The following is a 15,517-nucleotide window of genomic DNA, read 5'->3' on the forward strand; positions in this document are numbered from 1 at the left end:
GTCCTCTAGAGCATAGGTTGGTCCCACGGCAGAACTGCGGTAGCGCCGTGCCCCCGGCGTAGGCGTCGCACAGGCCAGCTTGTATCGGCCATTTTGTATCATCGGAGTCCACGGAGCGCGTGCTGGCGCGTGGTGCCTGCGCTTGCGTGCGGAGCGCCCTTGACGTAGGAATATCGACCTATATTGCATTCGCTGGTCTTCGGCCAGTAGCTAGAATCGAGGCGTTGGGAATGTTGCCAGACACCCCCAGGACATCGCCCTTCACGCGCGGGAAAATAGCAGCTATAGATTGCAGTTAGAACACTGAGAAGCGGGGGTTGATCAGTTTCAGGGTGGCTGCCGATCAGGTGGCCCGCAGGCGAGATCGTGGCCTCCTGTAAGCTGGAGATGGCCGCCTTACAGGGAGGGATCGTCCTGGGATGTGGGCGCAGTGAGCAGTACCGAGCTCGCCATAAGTCGTTGGGCGGCTTGGGCACCGGGTGTGACGGATCAGGAAAGCTGGTTGGCTTGGGCAAAGGGGCTTCTGCCAATCTCAGGTCCGGTGGATCCTGATGTCTCTTTCGTCAAGCCGCTGCTCCGCCGAAGGTTGAGCCCACTCAATCGCATGGCTTTCCACGTCGCTGCAAGATGCCTGCCGCAGGGCCAGGCACCGTTTTGCATCTTCTGTTCGAGATATGGAGAGTTTGCCCGGGCGTTTGAGATCTTGCGTGCCATGAGCGAGGGGGAGCCGGTTTCGCCGAACACCTTTAGCCTATCAGTGCACAATACCGTCTCCAGTCTGTTCTCAATTGCCAGAGGGGATCAAACTCACTCGACGGCGCTCGCAGGTGGTGCGTCAACGCTGGAGGCCGGCTTTCTCGAAGCCAGCGGTTTACTGGCGGAATCGCCAGAAGCATCCGCTCTGCTCGTGTACTTCGACGAGCCGCTGCCCACCTTTTATGCCAGAGAGACCGACGCGGTTCGGGTGAGTGCTGCACTCGCGATCCTGCTGCAACGTCCCCAGCTCTGCAAACAGGACCCGGTTCTCCGCTTGACATGGCAGGCTTCCGGCAGCCGACCGGCCGCTGCAGATCAGCCGCCCAACCCCGCTTTGCGCCTGGTCAAGCTGTTGACCGAAGTCGAGACTCGTGACGAGCTTGATGATGGCCGCCTGCTGTGGACCTGGAGTTGGCATGCCGCGGGGAGCTAACTACTACTGGCGACTGGCTGGAACCGGGTTCAGCTTTGCCGTTTTCGGGCTGGGCGGCCTTACTCTAGGTCTCGTACTCTTTCCGACAGTCCACCTCGCCTCTGCCCGGCGGGAGCTGGCTGAACGTCGCTGTCAATATTGCGTTCACCTCGCATTCCGCTTCTTCATCTGGATGATGAATGGTCTGGGTGTGCTCAGTTATGAGATCTCGGGACGGGAGAAATTGGACCGGCCGGATGCCAGTCTGATCGTCGCCAATCACCCCTCGTTGATTGATATCGTGTTTATAGTAAGCATGCTGCCCGAAGCGCTCTGTGTTGTGAAAAAGGCAGCCTGGTCGAACCCCTTTATGGCGGGGATCATGTGGGCCACGGGGTACGTCCCCAACGATGATCCGGACTCGCTCCTGACCAAGTGTGTTCAGTGTCTGGAGGCGGGCAAGAAGCTGGTCGTATTTCCGGAAGGTACCCGCAGTGTTCCCGGGAAGCCGATGAAGCTCAAACGTGGCGCGGCATCGATTATTGTGCGTAGCGAACAGGCGTTCTTGCCGATACGTATTGCCTGCCATCCGACGACCCTAACGAAAGCTGAGAAGTGGTACCAGATTCCTGAAACCAAGGTGCACTTCCGCATCGAGGTCAATAACCGTGTTGAGGTCCCGCCGGGCCTGGTCGAAGGAGAACGCTTGAGCAAAGCCAATCGCAGGGTCAACCGGCTCCTGCACGCAGCACTTTCCTATGGGTAGTCGGGTATATTGGGAATGTTAGAAGACGAAATCACAGTGATGATTATCGACGTACTCGAACTTGAGGACGTCACGCCTGGGGATATTGATCCTTCCGAGGCCTTATTTGGAGAAGGGCTCGGTCTCGACTCCATCGATGCGCTTGAACTCGGGTTGGCGTTGAAGAAGCGCTACGAATTGAAAATCGACATTGAGAACGATGATATGAAACAGCATTTTTTCTCGGTCGCTTCTCTGGCGAAGTTTGTTGAAGAGAGGCGGCAGGTGTGAAAGACACTGTGATCAACTCACGCGAAGGCATACTGGCCGAGCTGCAGCGCATTCTCGTCGAGCATTTTGAGCTAGATCGTCAGGCCATAACACTTGAGGCAAATCTCTATCAGGATCTCGACATTGATAGTATCGATGCGGTCGACCTGATGGTCGAGCTGAAGGAATTGACCGGTCGGAAGTTGGACCCGGAGGCCTTCAAGAAGGTGAGGACCGTGGGAGATGTCGTTGATGCGGTCCACGACCTCCTGCGGACCTAGTCTGCGGGGTCCGTACGGTGCGCTGGGGATTTCTCTTTGCAGCTCTTCTCCTCTTCTATCCGGTGCTTGTCTACCTGGGAATAAACCACTTCGAGCCAAGGGTGCTCGCCTTGGTGCTGATGGTCCTGGCCCTTACGCGGCTCCTGCTGATTCCAGGAAAAGCATCGGGGAGAGCCGGCCCCCAAGTGCTGGCGGCGCTCGCCGTGGCACTGCTCATCGGTGTCCTTTCTTTCGTCAGTAATTCTGTCGGATTTTTGCTGTACTATCCCGTCTGTATGAATCTTCTGATGTTTTTAATCTTCGTTGCGAGCTTGCTGAGGCCACCGAGCATGATCGAGCGCTTTGCGCGCTTGACGGAACCAAACTTACCCGATGAGGGGGTGCGCTACACGCGACAGGTCACCAAAGTGTGGTGTATCTTCTTCATCATCAACGGCAGTATCGCGCTCTACAGCAGCGTTGCGGCAAGCATGGCCTTCTGGACGCTCTATAACGGTGGTATAGCCTACCTGCTCATGGCCGCTCTGTTCTCCGGCGAGTACGTCTTCCGAGCCTGGTGGCGGCGGCGACACGGTGCAGGCTGATATGACTGAAGTGAGCTTCATTGCCATTTCCCGCTTGTTGCATGAGGGCCGCCCGGCAGATCACCCGGTAGCACACGGCCGGCGGGGCCTTCACTGCTGGGCCGCCTTTTCGTCCTCGGTGGCCGGGCTGGCCGACAGGCTGGAGCGGTCGGATGCTGAGAGCTGGCTGATCGCGACGGACGACGCTTATGAGCTTGCGACGGCGCTCTTGGCGGTGCTGCACGCGGGCAAACGTGTGTTGCTGCCCTCCACGCTCCAGCCAGGGCATCTGGCCGAGCTGGTTGGGACCGCTGGGGGCGTGCTTTTGGGCGAGCGGATCGAAATGCGCGCCGAGCGGAGCCTTGCGATCCACGATGACTACGGCGAAACAGAAGCAAGGTCCTTTCGTCCCGTCAATCCAGATTCCTGCACAATCCTACTTCATACTTCGGGCTCAACCGGCCGTCCGGAAGCTGTTGCCAAGCCGCTGAGATGTCTTGAAGCGGAGGTCGCGGTTCAGGACGAAGTTTTTGGCGGTTTGGGGGCTGAGGCCATTGCTGGCACGGTGCCTCCCTACCATATCTACGGCCTGTTGTTCCGGGTGCTCTGGCCCCTGTCGGCCGGCCACATCATCGAAGCGCAAAGCCTGGCCTTCCCCGAGGAACTTGCGCTGCTCTGCCAACAACGCCGTTCTCCCCTGCTGGTATCCAGTCCGGCCTTTCTGCGGCGCGCTTTGCCGATGTTGGATCTGTCGCAAATCGGGCGAAACCTTTGCGGGGTGCTCTCCTCAGGTGGGCCTCTGCCGCCCGAGATCGCCGCAGTCTACAATGCGGCGCTCCCCTGCCAGGTTACTGAGATCTACGGAAGTACGGAGACCGGCGGTATCGCGCGTCGCGTTGTAGAAGACGCAGTGGCCCCGCCACCCTGGCAGCCGCTGCCCGGTGTTAGGGTGGGTCTTGCTGCGGATGAAACGACCATCTCGGTCCAATCGCCGTTTCTGTCCTCAGGGAAGGTCTTCACAACAGGAGACCGCGGCCGGATCTTGGACAACGGCTACTTCTATCTCGAGGGCCGCAATGACCGCATCGTGAAGCTAGAGGACCGGCGCGTTTCCCTCGTCGAAATCGAGGAGCGTCTCAGAACCTGCGTGGAAGTCGAGGATCTGCGGGTGGTGGCCATCGAGGGCCGGGGCATTCGCATGCAGCTCGGCGCCGTGGTGGTGCCTTCTACTGCCGGGTGGAAAACCCTGGAGACCGGCGGGAAGCAAGCCTTGAGAGAACAGCTGCTCAATGCCCTGAAACCTCATCTGGAGGCGCTGGCTCTGCCTCGGCGCTGGCGGTTCGTGCGCCGCCTGCCAGAAAGTGCTCAGGGCAAAGTGCCACTGGGCGCCTTGCTGGAGCTGTTCCAGCCGGCCGCGGGTCGGCGGGTTGAAGCGGAGATTCTTAATCGAGTGGAGCAAGAGGATCGCCTGGAAGTAAGGATGCGGTTGAACGAGGAACTTGCGTTCTTCGACGGCCACTTCGACGAGGCAGCTATCCTGCCGGGCGTGGTTCAGCTCGATTGGGCTATCCAGCAGGCGCGTCAAGGCTTCTCGATTACCGGGGATATTTATCGTATCGAAGCGCTCAAGTTCTTTCGTGTCTTGCCGGCTGGGGTAGAAGTCAGATTGCAGCTGGAGTTCGATGCCGCGCGGTCTAGGCTTGGCTTTGCCTATCTTTCAGGTGACGTGGTGCATTCCAGCGGGCGCGTTCGCTTTGGAGACCCGCAATGAGCTTTCGCGCCTGCATTGTCGTACCGGTCTACAATCACGCCACGCAGGCGCGCGCTTTGGTCGAGCGGCTTGCCGAGTTTGGTAAGCCTGTGATCATCGTCAATGACGGAAGTGGGCCCGCCGATAGCGAGATACTGAAGGGGCTTGCCCAAGAGCATGCCACCGTCTCGCTCTTCGAACGCCCTGCCAATGGCGGCAAGGGGGCGGCAGTGAAAGACGGCCTGAAGGAGGCCTCCAGGCGGGACTTCAGTCATGCTCTTCAGATAGACGCCGATGGTCAGCATGATGTCAACGACGTTCCGAAGTTCCTTGCCAGGGCCAGATCCTGCCCTGACGCCGTAATCACGGGGCAGCCGCTCTATGATGAGAGCGTTCCGCGAGGGCGGCTCATCGCCCGCTATCTCACTCACGTCTGGGTGTGGGTGGAAACCCTTTCATTTACGATCAGGGATTCCATGTGCGGCTTTCGCGTCTATCCTCTGCAAAGTGTTGCGAACTTGCTTGACGGATCTCGTCTCGGCGATCGCATGGACTTTGATCCCGAGGTTCTCGTTAGGCTGTCGTGGAACGGGATCCGGATCATCTCGCTGCCAACTCGGGTCCGCTATCCCGAAGGCGGTCTTTCCCATTTCCGCCTCTTCGAGGACAATCTCCTGATCACTCGAATGCACATCAAACTTGTTGCTGGGATGCTCTGGCGGCTACCGGTCTTGCTCTCACGTAAATTCCTTCCCGGATTTACGGCAGATCGGGTAAAGCGGGTGAGCGATAAGCCATGAGCGAAAGAGCAGGTCATGGCAGGGGGCATTGGTCCCAACTGGAAGAGAGGGGGGTTTACCTCGGGCTCAAGACCATGCTCTTGAGCTATGAATTGCTCGGTCGTCGAGGCTTCTCGCTGCTCCTCTATCCGGTCATGACGTATTTCTTCCTGGCGAGCAGTAAGGCCCGGCAGGCATCGCTGGACTATCTCGAAGCGATCTATGCGCAAGGAGGCGCGGTGCCGGGAACCGATAAACCGCGATGGCGCCAATCCTTCGCCCACTTCATGGCCTTCGGCGAGGCCATTCTCGATAAGCTGCTTGCCTGGACTGGGCGCATTGGCCTTGATGCTGTCGATTTCGAGAACCTTGAGGCCTTTGAGGCGCTTCAGAAGTCTGGCAGCGGTGGCGTTCTGATCACCTCCCATTTCGGGAATGCCGAGGTTTGCCGCGCGCTCGGAGCCCGCAATACGGACGTGAAGATCAATGTGCTGGTCCACACCAAGCATGCGGCCAACTTCAATCGCCTTTTGCATCGGCAGAGCGGTCAGTCGGCGGTATCCCTCATCGAGACGACGGAGGTGGGGCCTGAAACAGCGATGATGCTGCTTGAACGGGTAGAGCAGGGCGAGTTCGTCGTCATCGTCGGCGACCGTACGCCGGTCAGCCTGTCCGGCCGCTTCAGTTATGCAGCTTTCCTGGGAAGAAGAGCGCCCTTTCCGCAGGGACCTTACATCTTGGCGGCCCTTATGAGGTGTCCGGTTCAGTTGCTGTTTTGCTTTAAGGAGGAAGGCCGATTCCGAGTCGTCTTCGAGCCATTCAGCGATGGCATTAAACTCCCACGCAAGGAGCGGGAGCGGGTGCTCGAGGATCTCGTTGCCCGCTTCGCGCATCGGCTGGAGCACTATTGTCTGATGCATCCGCTTCAGTGGTTCAATTTCTTTGACTTCTGGGGACAGGATCAGGGCGTGTCGGCTACCGGAGAACGGCGAGGTGAGAGTTGAGAAGCTTATCTAAGGTCCGGGTAGGCGGGGTGCCGGCGAGGCGAATGGAAGCGCTGGCGCAGTCGAAACTGCGCCTTCCACCTCCTGCCCGGGCTGGCTGGCCAGGTGCGGCAAGCGGCAGGGGTGAGACTCATGGTTAGCACTGCTAGGGGACTCCCGGAGATTGAGGTGCAGCTTACGGTGCCTTTCCATGACGTCGATATGATGGAGATTGCCTGGCATGGGCATTATGCCAAGTACTTCGAGATCGCACGCTGCGCCTTGCTGGATCAGATTTCCTACAACTATCAGCAAATGAGAGCTTCTGGCTATGCCTGGCCGATTATCGAGTTGAAGACCCGCTACGTGAAGCCTGCAAGGTTCGGTCAGATCATCGTTGTGCGGGCACGTATCGTGGAATATGAGCTGCGGCTGAAGATCGACTATCTCATCACCGATGCCCTCAACGGCACTAGGCTTACCAAGGGATCCACGGTGCAGGTTGCCGTCGAACTGGAAACGGGGGAGCTCTTGCTGGCCTCTCCATCAGTACTTCTGGAAAAACTTGGCGTGAGGTCATGATGGGGCAGTTGGTGAAAGCCGTCTTGGTAGTGCTCTTCATGATTTCCGGCTCTTGCCGGGCAGCCGCACCCGACGACCAGCCGTTCGAGACTATTCAGGGCCAGTTGGATAGGCGGGCGGTGTTGCGCGCAGACTTCCACCAGGAGCGTCATCTTGAAATCCTCAAGCGCCCCCTGCAGTCAAGCGGCACAATGCTGTTGCTGAGAGACGAGGGGGTCCTTTGGCGGGTGACTGAGCCCTATGAGGTCACCTATCTGATCCGGGCCGACGAGATCCTGGAATGGGAGGGGGGAAACGGTCCCCGCCGGGTTGGCATGACCGCAGTCCCGGCGTTCCGGCTTATGACCGAAATGTTCTTGGCGGCGCTGGGCGGAAATCTCTCGAGCCTGCGTGAAAATTTTTCGGCCGAGACACTCCCGGCCGAAACCGGGTGGCGTGTGCGGCTGCTGCCGGCTGTGGAAACACTGGCGCAGGTGATCGCCAGCCTTGAGGTGGCGGGGGACAGCTACGTCAGAGAGGTTCTGCTTAAGGAGGTCCGGGGCGACTCCATGAGCTTCACCTTCAGCAACCTGGATGCCGATCCGGCCGGCCCTGATGAAGCGGAGAGAAGCTACTTTGCACACTAGGGCAATGGCCGTCGTTTGGTTGATCATCGTTGTGGGGGGGGCGTTATGGCTCTTGCTCCGAATCGCCAGCGGTCCGGTCATTGATGCCGATCTCCTGTCGTTGTTGCCGCGCGCGGCGCAGGCACCGGCCGTGCAAGCCGCAGCAGACAAAGTTATTTCGGCTCAGGAGCGCAGGCTCCTATTGGTCGTCTCAGCTGTCGAGGAGTCTGCTGCCCGGAAGGCGGCGCAATCGACCTATGAAGCGCTCGCCGAGGGGGGACTATTCGACCGCTTGGAGCTGCGGTCAGACCTAGCGCGGTTCGAGGGGCTAGGTAGGTTCTATTTTCCTCATCGCTTTCAGCTCTTGAGCGAGGACGCGCGCCGGCTGCTGCTCTCCGGTGACGAGAAGGCCTTTGAACGGCATCTTCTGCTGCGCTATCTCAGCCCGCTGGGCAGCCCGGGATCGTCCTTGATCGAGGCGGACCCATTGCTTCTGCTACCGGACTTCCTGTCGTCGCTGCGTGCCGCACAGCCGTCCAAGATCCGGCTGAAAGAGGGATTTCTAACGGTGCAGGATGAGGACGGTTTCCATGTTCTTATCGTGGGCGTGCTCGCTGCTTCTCCCTTTTCCGTCGCCAACCAGGAAGCGCTGGGCGCGCGCCTCCGAGAGGCGCGAGCCCACGTGGCACAGCAGAACCCGAAGGCATCGCTCATGGTCGCGGGCGTGTTTCCCTATGCTGCCGCTGGCACTGAAGCGGCCCGCAGGGAGATTTCCATCGTCGGAAGTGGCTCGCTTCTGGGCATCCTTCTGCTTTTCCTGGCGGTTTTTCGCTCGCTGAGGCCTTTTCTGATGGCAGGCCTCGCCATTGCCTCGGGCTGTCTTGCGGGCTTTGTATCCTGCTTTGCGATTTTCGGCGAGGTCCACCTTCTAACGCTGGTCTTCGGTGCCAGTCTGGTGGGCATTTCGGTGGACTACGCCTTTCACTATTTCTGTGCGGCTCTGGATAAGGAGAACTCTGACGCGGGGTCGGTACTGGGGGAGATCTTTCCCGGAATCACGCTGGGATTGCTCACCAGCATCATCGGGTTCTCCGGGATCTTGCTCGGGTCCTTTCCGGGATTGCGTGAGATGGCGGTGTTCTCTTCATTTGGCCTGGTGGCGGCCTGGCTGAGCGTCGTCCTGCTGTTTCCATTGTTGCGTCAGGAAGCGGCGGCGCGGCCGAGCCGCGCCCTCTCCTGGGCGTCGACTTGTGCCCGGCTGTGGAGCAGGAGCGCGGGAGCTACGGCATTCGCCGGGTGCGGCATTGTGGTGCTCATACTGGCCGCAGGCGCCTTCAACCTGACGCCGCTCAATGATTTTCGCTTGTTGCAGGCGCACGATCGAGTGGTTCAGGCCGAGGAGCAGCGTGTTCGCGCGCTCCTGGGACAAGCGCCTGCGCGCCAGTTCTTTCTCGTCGCCGGCGCCGATGCGGCAGACCTGCTCGAAAATGAAGAAGCCTTGACCACGGCCCTTTCGCCGCTTCTGGAGAACGGCGAGGTAACTGGCTATACCGCCCTTTCGCGCTTCGTGCCCTCGCCAGCGCGCCAGCAGGTAAACCGAGCGTTGATACGCGGCTTGCTTTCCGGGGAGAGCTCTCCCTTCGATCTCCTCGAAGACCAACTGGGGCTGCCTGAGAGCCTGCGCACGTCTTATGAAGACGCCTTTGCGGCGACCGCGGCTCAGCCGCCTCTCATGCTCGCTGATTGGCTGGCTAGCCCGGTATCGGCATCTTTGCGCGAGCTCTGGCTCGACGGTAGGGGTGGTGTCTTTTCTGCCGTGATGCTCACCGGCCGAACGGAAAGTGCTGTTCTTCGCGAGATTGCCGAGAAGTTGCCTGCAGTCCATCTCATTGACCGAGTTGGTGAACTCAGCGGCATCTTCAGCACCTATCGAGATCAGGCGCTCTGGTTGACTTTGGCGTCCTATATCGTGGTGGCGGTGGTGCTAGCGCTGCGATACGGTCTCAAAGGAGCATGCTCCGTGATGGCGGTGCCGCTGACGGCCGGCCTCGTCGCTTTCGGCGCACTTGGCTATCTCTCCGAACCGATCAGCTTGTTCAACGTGATGGCGCTATTGCTGATCCTTGGGATCGGTGTTGACTATGCCATTTTCTTCAGAGAGGCGGGTGCGGTAAAGGCCTCAACCTTGTTGGCGGTCGCCCTGTCGGCTCTCACGACCTTGCTGGCCTTCGGCCTCCTTTCGGTTTCTGCGACGATGGCTGTACATTCCTTTGGGTTGACCTTGCTGATCGGGATCGCGGCGGCATTTCTGTTGGCGCCAATCGGCGCGCTGCTCATTGCACCGCAGCGCAAAGCGCATCTTGATGGAGCGGTGACGTGAGCCTGGGGCGGTCCTGCGATGTTGGCGTCGTTGGGGCAGGGCCGGCCGGCGCTGTGGCAGCCGCAATCCTCGCCCGAAAGGGCCTGCAGGTTGTCGTGCTTGAGCGTGAGGCCTTCCCGCGCTTTTCCATAGGAGAGAGCCTCCTGCCTCAGTGCATGTCCTTTCTGGAAGAGGCTGGAATGACCGCTGCGGTGGAAGCGGCGGGATTCCAGTTGAAAAACGGCGCTGCTTTCGAAAAGGCGGGACTGCATTCGTCCTTTGATTTCTCCGACAAGATCGCCGAGGGCTGTTCAACCACCTTTCAAGTCCAGCGCGCCCAGTTCGATGCAGTTCTTGCGCAAGAAGCGGAAAGGGCCGGTGCAGAGGTACGTTTTCGCTGCGAGATATCCGGCGTTGGACTGGATGACCGGGGTGTTCGGCTCACGTACCGCGACGAGGCGGGCGGTGAAAGAGAACTGCGCTGTCGATTCTGTCTGGATGCAAGCGGATCTGGTAAGTCGTTTGCCGGATTGCTCGGGCTTAACCTGCCGCAGGAGGGTGTCCAGCGTGAATCGCTTTTCACGCATGTCGTCGATGGCATGTCGCTCGGGACCATGGATCGGGAAAAGATCCTGATCACCGTGCATCCGCGCCACCATTCAGTATGGTTCTGGCTCATTCCGTTTTCAGACGGCACATCGTCGCTAGGAGTCGTGGGGCCGCCGAACTATTTTTCCACCTACCCCGGAGAGCCGCTGGAAGTCCTGCAAGCTGTGGTCGGTGAAACCGGATTTCTGGGTGATCTCATGAAGCCTGCTGCCTTTGAGTTCCCAGTGCGCCGCATTTGCGGCTATGCCACGCGTGTGTCCCGTCTCTGCGGTCCGCGATACGCGCTGCTTGGAAACGCTGGGGGATTCATCGATCCTGTTTTTTCCTCAGGTGTCACCATTGCCCTGAAATCGGCGTCCCTGGCGGCCGCCGCGGTCTCGCGCGAACTCAACGATGGAGAAGTCAACTGGGAGCAAGAGTTTGTGAAGCCTCTCTCCGTCGGCGTCGAGACCTTCCGCCATTTCGTGTCGGCCTGGTACGACACGAGCCTACAGGACATCATCTTTGCGCAGACACCCAACCCCCGTATCCGACGGATGATCTGCTCGATCCTGGCAGGCTATGCTTGGGACAAGAACAATCCCTATGTCGAGCAGCCTCGCCGGCGCCTTCAAGCGCTGGCCGAGATGTGCAGGTTGGCACCATGAGAGCACCACTTATATTGCTCCTGTTGCTCGCGACGGCGAGCTGCGCGCAACACCGAACCGGCGTAGCCGTAGGGCCTCTGCTGCGTGAGCCGTTGCCGGTCGAGGGTCTTGGGGAGCCGCTGTCGCTGAGTCAGGTGGTGACCAGCATATACCAAGAGAAGACCCATTCAATCAGGGTAGAGACAGAAGTTTCTCCCGGCAAATTGGTGATGGTGGGGGTGTCACATATTGGTATCCCTCTGTTCGAGGCCGCCTTGGAGGGGGGCGAGCTGGATTTTCGGGCTCTCGGGGAAGCCGAGTTACCCTTTGACCCGCGCTACATTCTTTCGGATTTTCAACTCGCATATTGGCCTTTTGGCGAGGTGAAGCGAGTGTTGGCGCAGCGGAGGTACAAACTGGAGCACGGAGAAGGCGAGGGAGACAGGTTGGTTTTTGACGAGAAAACGACCCTGATCGTGCGTGTCCATCATGAGCAGGGGGAGGGTGAGGGCGCCGATTTGCTGATCGAGCACTATGACCTGCCCTATCGCCTCCAGATTAAGACTCTTAAACGCGAAGGAAGTGCGTGGTGAGAGACCACCCGGCCTTTCTCACCGATCTTGGTATCGTCAGCTGCCTCGGACGCGGCAAGCAAGCGGTGCTGGAGGGACTCATGAAGCCGGAGCGCCATGGTATTGCCAGGCGCGAGGATCTTCTCGCCGATGGAGCGCCCGCTTACGTCGGCGCGGTCAGTGGAGATCTGCCGGCGCTGCCCGCCCGTCTCGCTGGCTACGACAGCCGAAATGCGGGTTTGCTGATCCTCGCGCTCGAGGAAATTCGCGACTCCCTCGAAGCAGCTTTGTCGCGTTTCGGCCGGCAGCGCATTGCCGTTGTCATGGGAACCAGTACCTCGGGAATCAGCGAGGGTGAGGCGGCCTATTTCCAGGCGGCGAAGAGCGGCGTTCTGCCGGAAGGTTTCGATATGCGTCGCCAGGAGCTCGGCAGTCCGGGCGAGATCGCCGCGCGTTACCTCGATCTCACAGGCCCGGCGTTCACCGTATCGACAGCCTGCAGCTCCAGTTCCCAGGCACTCGCTGATGGCCGCCGCTTGCTGCGGGCCGGGCTGGCTGATGCCGTCCTGGTTGGCGGCGTTGATAGTCTTTGCCGGCTGACCCTTAACGGGTTTCGTGCACTCTCAGCACTCTCGCGCGGTCTCTGCAACCCCTTCAGTCGTCATCGGGACGGTACGATGATCGGCGAGGGGGCGGCTGTATTTCTCATGCAGCGTGATGAAGCGGAAATCGCCCTACTCGGCGCCGGGGCGTCCTGCGATGCCTATAGCATGACGGCGCCGGATCCCGAAGCCGGAGGAGTCGTAATGGCCATGAAAGCTGCGCTGAAGGATGCGGGCCTCGCAGCTGAGGATGTGGATTTTATAGAACTGCATGGCACCGGCACCGAGCAAAATGACGCCATGGAGAGCCGGGCGGTGCTAGAAATCTTCGGCAAGGCCATACCTTGCAGCTCTTCGAAGGGAAGGGTTGGACATACTTTAGGGGCTGCCGGCGCGATGGGGGCCGCCCATTGCTGGCTTGCCGCGAGCAGCATGAACGAAGAAGGACGTTTACCGCCCCACATCTGGGATGGCGCGGCAGCGGAGGGCTTGCTGTCCGAGTGCCTTGTTAATGCCGGGGATCGACTCGCGCCCTCGGCTAGGCGGGTATTTCTCTGCAACGCTCTGGCATTTGGCGGTAACAACGTCACCTTGGCAATTGGAAGGCGATAGTGATGAAAGTTCCCTGGTCGGTCGAGGAATTGGTGCCGCACAGCCGGACAATGCTGCTTTTGGATAGCTTTGTCGCTGAAGGCGAGGATTGGGTCGAGGCGGGTGTGAGGATCGCCGAGGACTGCCTTTTCTACGACCCTGACATCAAGGGCATTCCGGCCTGGATTGGACTTGAGTACATGGCTCAGACTGTTGCACTTTACTCGGGATTGCAGGCGCGCCGTGCTGGAGAGGCCGTCAAGCTGGGATTTCTACTGGGTACCCGACGTTTCGAAGCAAGCAAGGCCAGCTTTGTCTTGGGTAGTTTTCTGACGATCAGGGCAGCCCGGGAGTGGGACGACGGCCAGATGGCGGTCTTCGACTGCTCGGTCTCTGACGAGAAGCAACTGGCTTCAGCGCGCATCAACGCCTACCTCCCTCAAGATGTAGAGGCTTTCCTGGCGGGTGAGGCGCCATGACCAGGTCTGTATTGGTGACCGGCGCCAGCGGTGGACTGGGCAGAGCGATCAGTCGCAAGCTTGCCGGTGATGGCTTTGAGGTGGTGCTCCACTTCAATCGGGGACGCCAGGCCGTGGAAGACCTTGCCGCTGAGCTTAGCGACGCTGGGGGCAAAAGCCGCCTTCTGCAATTTGACGTAACCGAGCGTTCAGCGGCGACCGCTGCGATCGAGCAGGACCTGGCCAGCCATGGCGCCTACTATGGTGTGGTCTGCAATGCCGGTATTCATCGGGACAACGCTTTTCCGGCTATGCCCGGGGAGGACTGGGATCTCGTCTTGCGGACCAATCTCGACGGTTTCTACAATGTCGTCCATCCCGTCGTTTTGCCAATGGTGCAGGCGCGAAGGGGGGGGCGCATTGTTGTGATGTCATCGATTTCGGGGATCATGGGAAACCGCGGTCAGGTGAATTATAGCGCTGCCAAGGGGGGCCTTATTGCGGCTGCCAAGGCGCTTGCCATCGAGCTGGCCAAGCGGCGCATTACGGTAAACTGCGTGGCGCCCGGTGTGATCGAAACCGAGATGACCGAGAAGATAGAACGGGACGAAGTAATAAAGATGATTCCGGCACGCCGATTCGGGCAACCCGAGGAAGTGGCCAGCCTGGTCGGTTTCCTGTTCTCCGAGGAAGCCAGTTATATCACCCGGCAGGTGATATCGGTCAACGGTGGGATGGCGTGATGCGACGCGTTGTTATCACGGGTATGGGGGGACTAAGCCCCATTGGCGTCACCTGGAGCGAGGTAGAAGGGCAGCTCAAGTCGGGGCGGAATGGTGTCAGGTACATGTCCGAGTGGGACGATATCGAAGGGTTGAACACGCGTCTGGGGGCGGCAGTGCCGGCCTTTGACCTGCCGGCGCACTATGACCGCAAACGCACGCGCAGTATGGGACGGGTAGGCCTGCTGGCGACCCGCGCCAGCGAGATTGCTCTGGAGGACGCCGGGTTGCTCGAAGATCCGGTGTTGACCAGTGGACGCACCGGCGTGGCTTTCGGTTCCTCTTCCGGTTCGCCGCCAGCTCTTAGCGATCTCGCCAGGATCCTCATCAACAAGAGCACGGACTCGGTCAAGGCCAATTCGTACATTCAGATCATGCCACACATGACCGCTGTCAATGTCTCGGTATTCTTCGGCATTCGCGGCAGACTGATTCCGACCTCGACGGCTTGTACGTCAGGCAGTCTGGCGATCGGGTTGGCCTATGAGGCAATCCGTGAGGGCCGGCAGACGGTGATGGTGGCCGGTGGGGCGGATGAACTGTGTCCGTCGCAGGCAACGGTTTTTGACACGCTCTTTGCCACGAGCACGCGCAATGATGAGCCCGATCGGACGCCACGACCGTTTGACGAAGCGCGAGATGGTCTGGTTGTTGGAGAAGGCGGGGGGGCCATGGTGCTGGAGGATCTTGAGCATGCCCGAGCAAGAGGGGCGACCATTCACGCCGAAGTGGTTGGCTTCGGCACCAATACCGATGGGCAGCACGTTACCCAGCCTTCTCAAGATACAATGACCGCAGCGATCCGCTCTGCGGTGGAGGATTCGGGCTTGCCAGCCGAGGTTATTGGCTACGTCAATGCCCATGGCACGGCGACTGACGTCGGCGACATTGCCGAAAGCCGTGCTACTCTGGAGGCCCTCGGCTCGGCAGTTCCGATCAGCTCTTTGAAGAGCTACATCGGTCATACCTTGGGTGCCTGTGGGAGCCTGGAGGCCTGGATGACGATCGAGATGCTTAAGCAAAGTTGGTTCGCCCCAACACTCAACCTGCAGAAGGTGGACGAGCGCTGCGCGGAGCTCGACTATGTGAGCGGAGCAGGCCGGTATCTGGATCCGGAATACGTCATGTCCAACAATTTTGCGTTCGGTGGTGTCAACACATCGTTGATTCTGCGCCGCTGGGCGTGACCGGG

At 59.7% G+C, this 15,517-nt stretch carries 17 protein-coding genes; all 17 read left to right on the plus strand.

Translation table 11 applies throughout. The features are described 5' to 3' along the window. The first annotated feature begins 430 nt into the window (after window positions 1–430). The 17 genes from H7X47_RS21990 to H7X47_RS22065 all read left to right on the plus strand — a co-directional run bounded on the left by H7X47_RS21990 (window position 431) and on the right by H7X47_RS22065 (window position 15,512). Window positions 431–1,189 carry a beta-ketoacyl synthase chain length factor gene (locus H7X47_RS21990; RefSeq protein WP_193370909.1) on the plus strand — a complete coding sequence of 253 codons (759 nt, stop codon included), beginning with the start codon at window positions 431–433 and terminating at the stop codon, window positions 1,187–1,189. Next, window positions 1,128–1,934 (plus strand): lysophospholipid acyltransferase family protein, encoded by an 807-nt coding sequence (locus tag H7X47_RS21995; RefSeq protein WP_193370910.1) that lies wholly within the window; start codon window positions 1,128–1,130, stop codon window positions 1,932–1,934. Before H7X47_RS21990 ends, H7X47_RS21995 begins: the two co-directional genes overlap by 62 nt. Window positions 1,935–1,949: 15 nt before the next feature. Then, entirely contained in the window at window positions 1,950–2,204 is a 255-nt protein-coding gene (locus H7X47_RS22000; RefSeq protein WP_193370911.1) for a phosphopantetheine-binding protein, read from the plus strand. Further along, window positions 2,201–2,464 (plus strand): acyl carrier protein, encoded by a 264-nt coding sequence (locus H7X47_RS22005; protein ID WP_319633660.1) that lies wholly within the window; start codon window positions 2,201–2,203, stop codon window positions 2,462–2,464. The genes H7X47_RS22000 and H7X47_RS22005 overlap by 4 nt, the downstream gene beginning before the upstream one ends. A 17-nt stretch (window positions 2,465–2,481) precedes the next feature. Then, window positions 2,482–3,048 (plus strand): COG4648 family protein, encoded by a 567-nt coding sequence (locus H7X47_RS22010; RefSeq protein ID WP_193370912.1) that lies wholly within the window; start codon window positions 2,482–2,484, stop codon window positions 3,046–3,048. A gap of 1 nt (window position 3,049) precedes the next feature. Then, window positions 3,050–4,798 carry an ApeI family dehydratase gene (locus H7X47_RS22015; protein WP_193370913.1) on the plus strand — a complete coding sequence of 583 codons (1,749 nt, stop codon included), beginning with the start codon at window positions 3,050–3,052 and terminating at the stop codon, window positions 4,796–4,798. Further along, window positions 4,795–5,577: a glycosyltransferase family 2 protein gene (locus H7X47_RS25935; protein ID WP_227010687.1), complete on the plus strand. Its 783-nt coding sequence runs from the start codon at window positions 4,795–4,797 to the stop codon at window positions 5,575–5,577. Before H7X47_RS22015 ends, H7X47_RS25935 begins: the two co-directional genes overlap by 4 nt. Further along, a complete protein-coding gene (locus H7X47_RS25940; RefSeq protein ID WP_227010688.1) occupies window positions 5,574–6,560 on the plus strand; it encodes a lysophospholipid acyltransferase family protein in 987 nt (328 codons plus the stop codon). The genes H7X47_RS25935 and H7X47_RS25940 overlap by 4 nt, the downstream gene beginning before the upstream one ends. 168 nt (window positions 6,561–6,728) lie before the next feature. After that, window positions 6,729–7,121: an acyl-CoA thioesterase gene (locus H7X47_RS22025; RefSeq protein ID WP_319633661.1), complete on the plus strand. Its 393-nt coding sequence runs from the start codon at window positions 6,729–6,731 to the stop codon at window positions 7,119–7,121. Then, window positions 7,118–7,747 (plus strand): LolA family protein, encoded by a 630-nt coding sequence (locus H7X47_RS22030; protein WP_193370915.1) that lies wholly within the window; start codon window positions 7,118–7,120, stop codon window positions 7,745–7,747. The genes H7X47_RS22025 and H7X47_RS22030 overlap by 4 nt, the downstream gene beginning before the upstream one ends. A gap of 4 nt (window positions 7,748–7,751) precedes the next feature. Continuing rightward, on the plus strand, window positions 7,752–10,106 hold the full coding sequence (locus tag H7X47_RS22035) for an MMPL family transporter (protein ID WP_193370916.1): 2,355 nt from the start codon (window positions 7,752–7,754) through the stop codon (window positions 10,104–10,106). Then, complete coding sequence (locus H7X47_RS22040; RefSeq protein ID WP_193370917.1) at window positions 10,103–11,341, plus strand: NAD(P)/FAD-dependent oxidoreductase; 1,239 nt, start codon at window positions 10,103–10,105, stop codon at window positions 11,339–11,341. Before H7X47_RS22035 ends, H7X47_RS22040 begins: the two co-directional genes overlap by 4 nt. Further along, window positions 11,338–11,913, plus strand: a complete 576-nt coding sequence (locus tag H7X47_RS22045) for a DUF3261 domain-containing protein (protein ID WP_193370918.1) — start codon at window positions 11,338–11,340, stop codon at window positions 11,911–11,913. The genes H7X47_RS22040 and H7X47_RS22045 overlap by 4 nt, the downstream gene beginning before the upstream one ends. Further along, window positions 11,910–13,106: a beta-ketoacyl-ACP synthase gene (locus H7X47_RS22050; RefSeq protein ID WP_193370919.1), complete on the plus strand. Its 1,197-nt coding sequence runs from the start codon at window positions 11,910–11,912 to the stop codon at window positions 13,104–13,106. The genes H7X47_RS22045 and H7X47_RS22050 overlap by 4 nt, the downstream gene beginning before the upstream one ends. A gap of 2 nt (window positions 13,107–13,108) precedes the next feature. Continuing rightward, window positions 13,109–13,564, plus strand: a complete 456-nt coding sequence (locus H7X47_RS22055) for a hotdog family protein (RefSeq protein WP_193370920.1) — start codon at window positions 13,109–13,111, stop codon at window positions 13,562–13,564. Next, the gene (gene fabG, locus H7X47_RS22060; protein WP_193370921.1) at window positions 13,561–14,286 is read left to right on the plus strand and encodes a 3-oxoacyl-ACP reductase FabG; all 726 of its coding nucleotides are present in this window, start codon (window positions 13,561–13,563) and stop codon (window positions 14,284–14,286) included. The genes H7X47_RS22055 and fabG overlap by 4 nt, the downstream gene beginning before the upstream one ends. Beyond that, the gene (locus H7X47_RS22065; protein ID WP_227010689.1) at window positions 14,286–15,512 is read left to right on the plus strand and encodes a beta-ketoacyl-ACP synthase; all 1,227 of its coding nucleotides are present in this window, start codon (window positions 14,286–14,288) and stop codon (window positions 15,510–15,512) included. The genes fabG and H7X47_RS22065 overlap by 1 nt, the downstream gene beginning before the upstream one ends. The last annotated feature ends 5 nt before the right edge of the window (window positions 15,513–15,517 follow it).

It is taken from the genome of Pelagibius marinus (assembly GCF_014925385.1).
In the GTDB taxonomy this organism is placed as follows: Bacteria; Pseudomonadota; Alphaproteobacteria; order Kiloniellales; family Kiloniellaceae; genus Pelagibius; species Pelagibius marinus.

Bases quoted from the DNA above. Each gene is read 5' to 3' on its own strand.
- H7X47_RS22000 (WP_193370911.1), top strand. From the start codon at position 1,950: ATGTTAGAAGACGAAATCACAGTGATGATTATCGACGTACTCGAACTT.
- H7X47_RS22015 (WP_193370913.1), top strand. From the start codon at position 3,050: ATGACTGAAGTGAGCTTCATTGCCATTTCCCGCTTGTTGCATGAGGGC.
- H7X47_RS25935 (WP_227010687.1), top strand. From the start codon at position 4,795: ATGAGCTTTCGCGCCTGCATTGTCGTACCGGTCTACAATCACGCCACG.
- H7X47_RS25940 (WP_227010688.1), top strand. From the start codon at position 5,574: ATGAGCGAAAGAGCAGGTCATGGCAGGGGGCATTGGTCCCAACTGGAA.
- H7X47_RS22030 (WP_193370915.1), top strand. From the start codon at position 7,118: ATGATGGGGCAGTTGGTGAAAGCCGTCTTGGTAGTGCTCTTCATGATT.
- H7X47_RS22035 (WP_193370916.1), top strand. From the start codon at position 7,752: ATGGCCGTCGTTTGGTTGATCATCGTTGTGGGGGGGGCGTTATGGCTC.
- H7X47_RS22045 (WP_193370918.1), top strand. From the start codon at position 11,338: ATGAGAGCACCACTTATATTGCTCCTGTTGCTCGCGACGGCGAGCTGC.
- H7X47_RS22055 (WP_193370920.1), top strand. From the start codon at position 13,109: ATGAAAGTTCCCTGGTCGGTCGAGGAATTGGTGCCGCACAGCCGGACA.
- fabG (WP_193370921.1), top strand. From the start codon at position 13,561: ATGACCAGGTCTGTATTGGTGACCGGCGCCAGCGGTGGACTGGGCAGA.
- H7X47_RS22065 (WP_227010689.1), top strand. From the start codon at position 14,286: ATGCGACGCGTTGTTATCACGGGTATGGGGGGACTAAGCCCCATTGGC.